11 protein-coding genes are annotated in these 9,594 nt (G+C 66.6%); 1 reads left to right on the top strand and 10 read right to left on the bottom strand.

The features are described from left to right. Nucleotide 1 precedes the first annotated feature (1 nt). The 5 genes from ACSKB9_RS12710 to ygfZ form a co-directional block, all read right to left on the bottom strand. On the bottom strand, nucleotides 2-2,707 hold the full coding sequence (locus ACSKB9_RS12710; protein WP_438073511.1) for a DUF2339 domain-containing protein: 2,706 nt from the start codon (nucleotides 2,705-2,707) through the stop codon (nucleotides 2-4). Between the two features lie 108 nt (nucleotides 2,708-2,815). Next, entirely contained in the window at nucleotides 2,816-3,322 is a 507-nt protein-coding gene (locus ACSKB9_RS12705; protein WP_438073510.1) for a tyrosine phosphatase family protein, read from the bottom strand. A gap of 119 nt (nucleotides 3,323-3,441) precedes the next feature. After that, nucleotides 3,442-4,053, bottom strand: a complete 612-nt coding sequence (locus ACSKB9_RS12700; RefSeq protein WP_438073508.1) for a YfbR-like 5'-deoxynucleotidase — start codon at nucleotides 4,051-4,053, stop codon at nucleotides 3,442-3,444. Continuing rightward, nucleotides 4,050-4,676 (bottom strand): DNA-3-methyladenine glycosylase I, encoded by a 627-nt coding sequence (locus tag ACSKB9_RS12695; protein ID WP_057014934.1) that lies wholly within the window; start codon nucleotides 4,674-4,676, stop codon nucleotides 4,050-4,052. Before ACSKB9_RS12695 ends, ACSKB9_RS12700 begins: the two co-directional genes overlap by 4 nt. After that, complete coding sequence (gene ygfZ / locus ACSKB9_RS12690) at nucleotides 4,673-5,551, bottom strand: CAF17-like 4Fe-4S cluster assembly/insertion protein YgfZ (RefSeq protein ID WP_438073505.1); 879 nt, start codon at nucleotides 5,549-5,551, stop codon at nucleotides 4,673-4,675. The genes ACSKB9_RS12695 and ygfZ overlap by 4 nt, the downstream gene beginning before the upstream one ends. A gap of 127 nt (nucleotides 5,552-5,678) precedes the next feature. Between ygfZ and ACSKB9_RS12685 the strand changes: the two genes are divergently transcribed. Continuing rightward, the gene (locus ACSKB9_RS12685; RefSeq protein ID WP_310883009.1) at nucleotides 5,679-7,013 is read left to right on the top strand and encodes a dihydroorotase; all 1,335 of its coding nucleotides are present in this window, start codon (nucleotides 5,679-5,681) and stop codon (nucleotides 7,011-7,013) included. Between the two features lie 65 nt (nucleotides 7,014-7,078). Here ACSKB9_RS12685 and ACSKB9_RS12680 read toward each other — a convergent pair whose 3' ends face one another. The 5 genes from ACSKB9_RS12680 to ACSKB9_RS12660 form a co-directional block, all read right to left on the bottom strand. Beyond that, nucleotides 7,079-7,345, bottom strand: coding sequence for a hypothetical protein (locus ACSKB9_RS12680; RefSeq protein ID WP_438073503.1), 267 nt, complete (start codon nucleotides 7,343-7,345; stop codon nucleotides 7,079-7,081). 155 nt (nucleotides 7,346-7,500) lie between these two features. Then, complete coding sequence (locus ACSKB9_RS12675) at nucleotides 7,501-8,157, bottom strand: HAD family hydrolase (RefSeq protein ID WP_438073502.1); 657 nt, start codon at nucleotides 8,155-8,157, stop codon at nucleotides 7,501-7,503. Next, nucleotides 8,147-8,524 (bottom strand): TIGR02301 family protein, encoded by a 378-nt coding sequence (locus ACSKB9_RS12670; RefSeq protein ID WP_028343726.1) that lies wholly within the window; start codon nucleotides 8,522-8,524, stop codon nucleotides 8,147-8,149. The genes ACSKB9_RS12675 and ACSKB9_RS12670 overlap by 11 nt, the downstream gene beginning before the upstream one ends. 85 nt (nucleotides 8,525-8,609) lie before the next feature. Continuing rightward, on the bottom strand, nucleotides 8,610-9,029 hold the full coding sequence (locus ACSKB9_RS12665) for an NUDIX hydrolase (protein ID WP_438073500.1): 420 nt from the start codon (nucleotides 9,027-9,029) through the stop codon (nucleotides 8,610-8,612). Nucleotides 9,030-9,071: 42 nt separating this feature from the next. Beyond that, nucleotides 9,072-9,572 carry a hypothetical protein gene (locus tag ACSKB9_RS12660; protein WP_092087731.1) on the bottom strand — a complete coding sequence of 167 codons (501 nt, stop codon included), beginning with the start codon at nucleotides 9,570-9,572 and terminating at the stop codon, nucleotides 9,072-9,074. Nucleotides 9,573-9,594 lie beyond the last annotated feature (22 nt).

Raw genomic sequence — 9,594 nt, 5'->3', positions numbered from 1 at the left:
CCTAACCCTCAGCCTGCGCGAGCGGCTGAGCGGTTCGCCTGCGAAACAGGATCCGCTGATACAGCCAGCCGATCGCGACCAGCACGATGCCAAGGCACATGAACGACAGCGCCCGGTAGACACCCGTGAGCGTCGACATGTCGATCAGGAACGCCTTCAGGATCGTCAGCCCGATCACCGCAGCAGACGCGAGCCGCGCCCGCTGCGAGTTGACGACGATGCCGATGCCGAGCAGCGCGACGCCGAACATCAGCCAGGCGATCGAATAGGTGTATTGCTCCGCGCCCGTGGTCTCGCCGCGCGTCAGCACCGGTCCATGGTAGAGCCTGCGAATCTCGAACGTGACGTAAGCGAGCGCAAGGACCAGCGCGCCGGCGGCGATCGTGTTGGCATAGCCGGCAGGACGATGGCCCGCCACCGCATAGGACAGCAGCAGCGCCAGCACCGCCGGCAGCGCGTAGCCGAGCAGCAGCAGGTTGATGAAGCTGCCGCCGACGCTTTGCGGCCACAACATCGGATTCTCCAGCGCCAGCAGCCCGAACAGGCTGGCAAGCCCGGCGAACGCGGTCAGCAGGATCGCGCCGATATTGTGCACGATGCTGCCGCTGCGCAGGCGCAGCCACTCCAGTCCGATCGCCATCGCAAGCGTCGCGCCGACCTGCAGCGCGACCTCGGTCAGCCCGGCGCTGGCATAATAGACATCGCCGCTGTTGACCGCGTGGCGGATCTCCATGAAGGCAAGCAGCACCGTGAACAGGATCGCGGCGGATTCGACGATGCGCAGCGGGACGTCGTCGCCGTTGCGACGCAGGAAATGGCTTGCCGCCCAGAATGACAGCGCCGGCACGCCATAGCCCCACAGCAGCCAGTTGAAGATCGGCGTGGTGCCGACAGCGTCGCCCGCAATCCGCGGCTCATAGCCGATGCGCAGCACGACGATGCCGGCCAGGATCGCGGCAAGCCAGCGCAGGAACGGAATCGGCCGCTGCACCGACAGCCACGCCGTGCCCATCGACACCAGCGCGAGCGCGATGGTGAGCCAGCCCTTGTCGAGCGCGAAGGTCAGCGCCAGCGCCAGCGAGGCGAGGGCGCCGGTGGCCGACAGTGCGATCGAGGGCGACCGCTCCGGCCGCTCGCCCCGCCGGGTCAGTGCTTCAGTCGCAGCCGCATAGGCCGCTGCGAGTAGCACGGCGAGGATCGCGAACGGGATCGAACGATCGAGATGCGCGATGCGTGCGTAGAGCGCGACCAGCAGTGCGACCGGCGTGAACACGGCCGCTGCGGCCCAGGTCACCGTGATCTTCGTGGTGGCAAAACGCAGTTGCGCGAGGAAGCCGGCGATGCCGAAGGCGGCTGCGAACAGCGCGGCGGTGACGAGATGCAGCGAGACCGAGCCATCGGTCGCGGATGGGCCGATGCCAGGGATCGCGCCGCCCGGCAGCACCAGCATGTCGACGTTGCGGCGGACGGCCCATTCGCCGAACACAATGAACACGAAGATCGACGCGGCGCCGATTGCTGCTGCTGCGGCGGGCGCGCGCCAAGCAACAAAAAGGCTGCCCGCCGTCAGCAAGGCAAAGCCGATCATCGCGACATCGGCGTGCGCGCTGTTGAGCACGATCAGCATCGCGCCGAGCAGATAGGCGGCGAGCGAGCTAGATGAAATCGGCTCGATCTCCTCGCCGTCGCCGTCGGGACCGAACATGAAGCCGCAGACCACGAGCAGCGCCGCCAGCATGAAGCCTGCGATGACATGGAAGACGTGCGGCGCGATCATCTCGGGCCCGCATTGCAGGCAAGGGAAAGTCCACAGCAGCGCGAAGGCGATCGTCGTGACCGCGAGCCAGCGCCACAGCCGGATGCGTGCAAGGCCGAACGCTGCCGCCGTGACGATGGCGAGGTAGACGTAGAGCGACCAGAAGTCGGGTTTGTCTGACGACACCAGGAGCGGCGTGACGAAGGCGCCGACGATGCCGAGCCCGGCCAGCGCGGGTCCGTGCAGCAGCGCGGCCGCCAGCGTGCCGAGCGCAACCATGCCGAGCAGGATGAAGGCGGTTGCCGGGGCGAGGAAGTCATACAGCGCGTAGGCGGCGTAGACGGTAGCGAATGCCACCGCGGTGCCGGCGGCGGTGAGGATCGCCGGGATGTTGGCGATCGGCAGCGCCGCGATGTTGGAGATGCTTTCCTGGCGCCTGGTCCATTCACCGGCGCCGAGCAGCGCCAGCGCAAACAATCCGCCGAGCATCGTGCGAACGCCGGGGCCCAGCAACCCGGCCTCGATCGAATAGCGCACCATGAAGAAGCCGCCGAGCGCGAGCGTCAGGCCGCCGATCCACACCACCCAGCGCGTGCCGAGCGTCTCCTCGAAGCCGGGTGCAGGCTGCGGCGGGGCTTGCGGCTCGGGCAGGGGCGGCGGTACGGCACCTGGCGCGTTGGCGGCTGGCTCGGTCTGCGCGACCGGTTCGCCGGGAGCCGCCTCCGGGAGCGGTGGCGGCGCGACGGAAGGCGCCGTCGGCGGCGTCTGCTCGAACTCCTGCAGCGGGGCCAGCGGCGGCGGCACGGCTGTCCGCACTGCGGCGCCACCCGCGGCCTCGATCGCATCCAGGCGTCGCTGCAGCAGGTCGATCCGGCCCAGCGCCTTGCGCGCGAAAATGATCGCGACGATGGCGAGGACGAGCGTCAGGAAGTCGAACGGCGAATCGAACATTGGGCCTCCGGCAGGACGCGCCGGACTTGGCCAGCCAGCGGCCCGTCGCAACCTAGTAGTGCCGTGAGGAGGACCGGAAGTTCAAGCGATCGGGGTGACCGGCCACGCTTAGTCCAGATCGATGTGGAAAGGCCGGCCTTCGACGCTCATGCTGCCGGGACCCATCGCGTCGAGTGCGCGCAGCATCCGGCCCTCGCGCCCCAGCGCCTTGTCGGCGAGGCTGACGATCAGCCGGTTGGGAGCCGCGATCGGCGAGGCCTCGCGGATCATCCGGGCGATGGACATTTCGTCGCGGTGCGGGTTGAGGGCGCAGACCGTGACGAATGCGCTCGCGGTCGAACGGCTGATGCCGGCGTAGCAATGCACCACCATCGGTGCTTGGCGATCCCAGCCGCGCACGAAGCTCAGCACCTTCTCGATATGCAACTCGTTGGGCGCAACGAAGCCGTCCATCTGTTCGATGATGTCGTCCATCGACACTTTCAGGTGGTTGGCCGGCAGCACGGAAGGCGGCCGCTGCACCTGGTCGACATTGGCCATCACGGTCAGCACATGGCTGGCGCCGGTGGCGCGAACCGTGTCGGAGAGTGCGGCAAGCGAGCAGACGTGAAGCATGATAGTCCTTCTATCGGGGGTGCCGGATTATAACGGCTGCTCCCGAACGGGCAAAGGCGGGGGTGCCATGCCAATTCGTCGTTTTGCGGCGCAACCGACGGCACGTTTTCGGTGCCGCCCTACGAGGCGTGCAATGCCTTGAAGCGCTCAAGAAACTGCTTTTCGGCCCGCGCGGCGGTCCATGGTGTCAGATAGTCGCGCTCGGTTGCTTCGGGCAGTTCCGGATCACGGCCGAACAGCCGCTTGGCCTCGGCTTGCGAAAATCCCGCCAGATGCGTCGCCTCGAGATAGGCGGCGCCGCGATCGGCGGCCTTGATCTGCTGGGTGATCTCGTCGGCCAGCACGGCGGGCAGGCCGAAGCGGACATGGATCGCGCCGAGCAGCCGTTTCTCCACCGCTTTGTATTCGCCTGACAGCACCGCCTTGAACGGCGAGATCATGTCGCCGATGACATATTCCGGTGCGTCGTGCAGCAGCGCGGCGAGACGATGGCGGATGTCGACGCGCGGCATCTGCTGGCGCATCACGGCTTCGACCAGCAGCGTGTGCTGGGCCACCGAGAAGATGTGCGCCCCGCTGGTTTGGCCGTTCCAGCGCGCGACCCGCGCCAGTCCATGCGCGATGTCGACGATTTCGATATCGAGCGGCGACGGGTCGAGCAGGTCCAGCCGGCGTCCCGACAACATCCGCTGCCAGGCGCGGGTTGTCTCCGTCGATTTGCGCGCCGTCATTTCTTCTTGAGTCGCGGTGTGCGGAGCTTGCCGCTGCAGCTCTCGTGGCAGAAGCAGGTCACGAGGTGATCGTTGACCATGCCGGTCGCCTGCATGAAGGCGTAGACGATGGTGGGACCGACGAACTTGAAGCCGCGCGCGCCGAGCTCCTTGGAGACCTTGATCGAGACCGGCGTCGAGGCCGGCACGCTCGCGGTGGTCTTGAATTGATTGACCTTCGGCTTGCCGTCGACGAAGTCCCACAGGAAATTCGAGAAGCCGGGGCCTTTCTCCATGATTTCCAGATAGCCCTTCGCACTCGCCACCGCGCCTTCGATCTTGGCGCGGTTGCGGACGATGCCGGCGTCGTTCATCAGCGCGTGCACCTTCTTGGCGTTGTAACGCGCGATCTTCTCGGGCTGGAAATCGTCGAAGGCTTTGCGGAAGTTCTCGCGCTTGCGCAGGATCGTGATCCAGGACAGGCCGGCCTGGAAGCCGTCGAGGATCAGCTTTTCGTAGAGCGCGCGGTCGTCATATTCCGGCACGCCCCATTCATTGTCGTGATAGGCGACGTAGAACGCATCCTCGCCCGGCCAGGGGCAACGCGTCTTGCCGTCGGGGTGCAGTTGCGCGGTACGGCTCATGCGGTCTGCTTGGGTGTGATGCGGACGGCGTCAGGTTCGGCGAGGTGAAGCGACAGCCCGCCCGCGGTCAGCGCTAGCCCAGCGTCGAGCGCATCGGCGACGCGGTCGATGCGGACCAGCGCGAGACCTTTCTCGCCGGCGGTCGAGCCGATGGTGCCGACCTGCTTGTCGCCGGCGAGGATCGTTGCGCCGGCCTCAGGCGCGGGGCCGTCGAGGACGATCTTCACCGTGCGGGTGCGCGCCGTGCCGCGGTGTTGCATGCGCGACACCACCTCCTGGCCGACATAGCAGCCCTTGTCGAAATCGACGCCGTTGAGGCGATCCATATTGGTCTCGTGCGGGAAGGCGTCGCCATACATGAAGTCGAGCCCGCCGCGCGGCACGCCGGTGGCGATCCGATGCGCTTCGTAGGCGCTGGCGTCGATGAGATCGGCACCGATCAGCTCAGTGAGCTTCTGCTTCAAATCTTCCGGGATCAGGATGCGCCAGCCGAGCGCTGGGTTGCGCGGATCGGCGAACACGAGATCCGGCGTCGCCGCCGGCTCGCCATCCCAGGCCGCCAGCACACCAAGGCTGTCGGACAGGTTCTCGACCACGACCTTGGCGCGCAGCTTGTAGAAGCCGAGCTTGTCGGCAAGGCCCTTGGCGAGCGCGCGCGGCGCATCGATCAGGAAGCCGCCGCCGTGGCCGGCGGGTATCTCGGTGATCAGGAAATCGACGATGATCTTGCCCTGCGGCGTCAGCAGCGCGCCGAACCGGGCCTGTCCCGCGCGCAACTCGGCGATGTCGGCGGTGATGAGGCCGTTGAGGAAGTTGCGGGCGTCCTCGCCAGAGACCTTGACCACGCCCCGATCTGGAAGAAACGCTGCTTTCATTCGCAAAATTGGCTCTTTTCCAAGTTCCTTGGGAAACGCGCAGGCCGCGATATCCCCTGCCAAGCTAAGGCGCTAGAGTGCGCCGAACAAGGCCCGCGCGACAGCCGAAAGCGGGCGTCGAGGAGCGATGAATCAGCATTTTGACACCATTCTAAAATCCGGCACCGTGGTCAATCAGGACGGCGAGGGCGTGCGCGATATCGGTATCGCGGGCGGTCGCATCGCCGCGATCGGCTCGCTCAGTCAGGCGTCTGCCGGCGAGGTGATCGATTGCAAGGGCCTGCACATCCTGCCCGGCGTGATGGACACCCAGGTGCATTTCCGCGAGCCCGGGTTGACCCAGAAGGAAGACCTCGAGACCGGCTCGCGCAGTGCCGTGATGGGCGGGGTCACCGCCGTGTTCGAGATGCCGAACACCAATCCGCTGACGGTCACCGAAGCGGCCTTTACCGACAAGATCAAGCGCGGCCGCCATCGCATGCATTGCGATTTCGCGTTCTTCATCGGCGGCACCCGCGAGAACGTGCAGGATCTGCCGGAGCTCGAGCGCGCCCCGGGCTGCGCCGGCGTCAAGGTGTTCATCGGCTCCTCCACCGGCGCGCTGCTGGTCGAGGACGACGAGAGCCTGCGGCGGATCTTTCAGGTGATCCGGCGCCGCGCCGCGTTCCACGCCGAGGACGAGTATCGCCTCAACGAGCGCAAGCCGCTGCGGATCGAGGGCGATGCTCGCTCGCATCCGGTGTGGCGCGACGAGACCGCCGCGCTGATGGCGACCGAGCGCCTGGTCAATCTCGCGCGCGAGACCGGCAAGCGCATCCACGTGCTGCACATCTCGACCAAGGAAGAGATTCTGTACCTGCGCGACCACAAGGATGTCGCCTCCTGCGAGGCGACGCCGCACCACCTCACCATGGCCGCGCCGGAGTGCTACGAGCGGCTCGGCACACTGGCCCAGATGAACCCGCCGGTGCGCTCGGCCGATCACCGCGCCGGCATCTGGTACGGTATCGAGCAGGGCATCATCGACGTGCTCGGCTCGGATCACGCGCCGCATACGCTGGAGGAGAAGGCCAAGACCTATCCGGCCTCGCCGTCGGGCATGACCGGCGTGCAGACGCTGGTGCCGCTGATGCTCGATCACGTCAATGCCGGGCGGCTGTCGCTGGCTCGCTTCGTCGATCTCACCAGCGCGGGGCCTGCGCGCCTGTTCAACATCGCCCGCAAGGGCCGCATCGCGGCCGGTTACGATGCCGACTTCACAATCGTCGACCTGAAGCGCAGCGAGACCATCACCAACAAATGGATCGCCTCGCGCGCCGCCTGGACGCCTTATGACGGCGTGCGGGTGCAGGGCTGGCCGGTCGGCACCTTCGTGCGCGGCCGGCGGGTGATGTGGCAGGGCGAAGTCACGACGCCATCGACCGGCGAGCCGGTTCGGTTCCTCGAGACGCTGAAGCAGTAGGTTCGCGTTTGACGCGTTTTCTTGACGCGAACCGGCGACCCACTTCGCTCGAAAACGCTATCGTTTTACTGCCTGGCCAATGCCAGCGAGAACTCGCAGTTGCGCACGCGCGCGGCGAGGCCCTCGGCAAATTTCGCCACCGCGTCCTCGCCATAGGTGCCGACGAGCTCGGCGAGCGCCGCAAACAGGCTCGCCTGCGCGAGGCAGTCGCCATCGACGCCGTCGTGACGCGCTTCAGCCCAGGCCTCGTTCAGGTAGCCCAGCGCGGCCTGCTTCTGCTCGTGGTCGGGTCTCGGGTCTTGGTGATGGGGGAAGGACGCTGGATGGCGCATGAAACTCTGCAAATTGACTGCGCGCGGTCCGAGGAGCGAACCACTGCGACGTGCGAGATGTATCACGCACGCAGGTACCGCCTAGCCCACATCTTTCGAAAAGGTTAACGGCCGCCTCGGCATTTAAAGGGGAATTCCGGATATCCGGGCCGCGATCAGCCAAATGAGCTGTGGATATGGGCCAGCACCGCGCGCGGCGTGGCGCACAGATGGCTGGCGCCGGCCTCGGTCAGCTCCTCCGGCGTGCCGTAGCCATAGGTCACGCCGACCGCCCGGATGCCGTTTCGATTCGCCCCGATCACGTCGTGGCTGCGATCGCCGATCATCAGGGATTTGTCCGGATCGGCCCCGGTCTGCGCCAGCGCATAGGCGAGCAGGTCGACCTTGTTGACCCGGGTTCCGTCGAACTCCGAGCCGAACACGTGGTCGAAATAGCCGCCGAGGCCGAAATGCGCGATGATCCGCGTTGCGAACACATGCGGCTTCGAGGTCGCGACGAACATCCGGCCCGGCGCCCGGCGCAGCTCGGCCAGAACCTCCGCGATATCGGGATAGACGGCGTTCTCGAACAGTCCGACATCGCCGAATCTCTCGCGGTAGAGCGCGACCGCGCGGTCGGCGAGCTCCTCGCCGCCGAGCAGCATCGCAAAGCTCGCCCGCAAGGGCGGCCCGATGCACCAAGTCAGGTCATCCTGCGAGGGAACCGGGCGGCCGAGCTTTTCCAGCGCGTACTGGATCGAGCCGGTGATGCCGGGCTTCGGGTCGGTCAGGGTGCCGTCGAGGTCGAAGAAGATCGCCCGGTCAGTTGGCATAGCGGGCCGTCAGGTCGCGGGAGATTTTCGAGCCCTCCTCGATGTAGCGGCGGATCGCAACCGTGGCCGCGGGCGTGCAGGTGCGGTAGGTCTGCTGGAAGCCGTTATAGCCGCGGTTGAAGCCCGCGATCATGCGGGCGCGGCGGTCGCCGGAGGGGGTCTCGGCATCGATCAGCGCCTGCATCTCGTTGCGCCATTTGGCGCCCTCGTTGGAGCCGCAGATGCCGCGCAGATAGTGCAGGGCGCCGAGGATCTCGGCCAGCCGCTGCAAATCGCCGTCGAACGGCGCAGCCGCGTCCTGCGCCCGGGCGGGCGTCGCAAGGCATGCCGACATCAGGATCACAACGGCGAGAAAGGCTCTGATCATCAGGGGTTCCGGAATGGCGGTGGTATGCCCCCTCAATGCGCCCGAGGCAAGGCGGCAGGGCCCGCCAAAGCCGCTAAAACGGGCCTCAAACCAGCCGCCGGGCGGCCGCAATCACCTCATGCAGGCCGCCGGTGACCTTGAGGTCGCCGATTTCCTCCGGCGCCAGCCATTTGAAATCGTCGTGCTCGTCGTTCAGGTGAGGCTCGCGGGACGCCCACCGCGTCGCGAAGGTCATGATCAGGTAGTGCCCACCTCCGGGGCCGGTCGGCAGCACCTCGCGCCAGCCGGCAAGGCCGACGATCTCGACCTTGAGGCCGGTCTCCTCGTCGATCTCCCGGTGCAGGGCGGTATGCAGCGACTCGCCGAACTCGACCCGGCCGCCGGGCAGCGAATAGAAGCCCTTGCCGGGCGAGCGGGCGCGGCGCACCAGCAGCACCTTGTCGTCGCGGAAAATCACGCCTGACACGGCGAGCTGCGGGCGGATCGGAGGTTCGGGAGAGGTCAAGGTGATTGGCAGCCGGTTGTGAAGACCATCATGCCCGATATCTCAGGCGCCCGCCATGATGCTGTCGACATCGGCCTCTGCGGCGCCGTTGATGATGCCGGCGGTCTGCATCACCAGCGGCTTGACCCAGACGATCGCCTGCTCGGCGAGCGCGACCCGGCTCTTGTCCTGCTGCAATTGCCGCATCGCCGCCCCGACCTCGGTCAGGATCTTCGTCATGCTGTCGGTGAGCTGGTCGAATTCGGCCCGGATTGCGGCGTCCGCGGTCTCATAGGCCTCGATCGCGAGATCGCGTGCCCGAAAATTCGACGCGGTGAAATGCTCGGCATAGGACAGCGGCTGCCATTCGAGGAAATCGCTGGCGCATTCCGGCAGGTCCGGGACCATCTCCAGCAGCATGATGGCTTCGTTGAAGTGATTGAGGTAGTCGGTGGCAAGCCCGGTGCGGGGATTGATGTTGGCGGCGCGCAACAGCGCCGCCCGCGCCTCGTCGGGGTACGTCGGTCGCGGGGAAGAACCCGCTATGGCGGCCGTTGAGGTCATTGATCGCAGTCTTTAACGGTCC

The organism is Bradyrhizobium sp. BR 1433, assembly GCF_051547665.1.
GTDB lineage: Bacteria > Pseudomonadota > Alphaproteobacteria > Rhizobiales > Xanthobacteraceae > Bradyrhizobium > Bradyrhizobium australafricanum.
The sequence above is the reverse complement of the archived record's forward strand: the minus strand, read 5'-3'. Positions and strand labels throughout refer to the sequence as shown.

What these genes read in the sequence shown, in the direction of transcription:
- ACSKB9_RS12710 (WP_438073511.1), bottom strand. Translation starts at nt 2,707, where the DNA reads ATGTTCGATTCGCCGTTCGACTTCCTGACGCTCGTCCTCGCCATCGTC.
- ACSKB9_RS12705 (WP_438073510.1), bottom strand. Translation starts at nt 3,322, where the DNA reads ATGCTTCACGTCTGCTCGCTTGCCGCACTCTCCGACACGGTTCGCGCC.
- ACSKB9_RS12700 (WP_438073508.1), bottom strand. Translation starts at nt 4,053, where the DNA reads ATGACGGCGCGCAAATCGACGGAGACAACCCGCGCCTGGCAGCGGATG.
- ACSKB9_RS12695 (WP_057014934.1), bottom strand. Translation starts at nt 4,676, where the DNA reads ATGAGCCGTACCGCGCAACTGCACCCCGACGGCAAGACGCGTTGCCCC.
- ygfZ (WP_438073505.1), bottom strand. Translation starts at nt 5,551, where the DNA reads ATGAAAGCAGCGTTTCTTCCAGATCGGGGCGTGGTCAAGGTCTCTGGC.
- ACSKB9_RS12685 (WP_310883009.1), top strand. Translation starts at nt 5,679, where the DNA reads ATGAATCAGCATTTTGACACCATTCTAAAATCCGGCACCGTGGTCAAT.
- ACSKB9_RS12680 (WP_438073503.1), bottom strand. Translation starts at nt 7,345, where the DNA reads ATGCGCCATCCAGCGTCCTTCCCCCATCACCAAGACCCGAGACCCGAC.
- ACSKB9_RS12675 (WP_438073502.1), bottom strand. Translation starts at nt 8,157, where the DNA reads ATGCCAACTGACCGGGCGATCTTCTTCGACCTCGACGGCACCCTGACC.
- ACSKB9_RS12670 (WP_028343726.1), bottom strand. Translation starts at nt 8,524, where the DNA reads ATGATCAGAGCCTTTCTCGCCGTTGTGATCCTGATGTCGGCATGCCTT.
- ACSKB9_RS12660 (WP_092087731.1), bottom strand. Translation starts at nt 9,572, where the DNA reads ATGACCTCAACGGCCGCCATAGCGGGTTCTTCCCCGCGACCGACGTAC.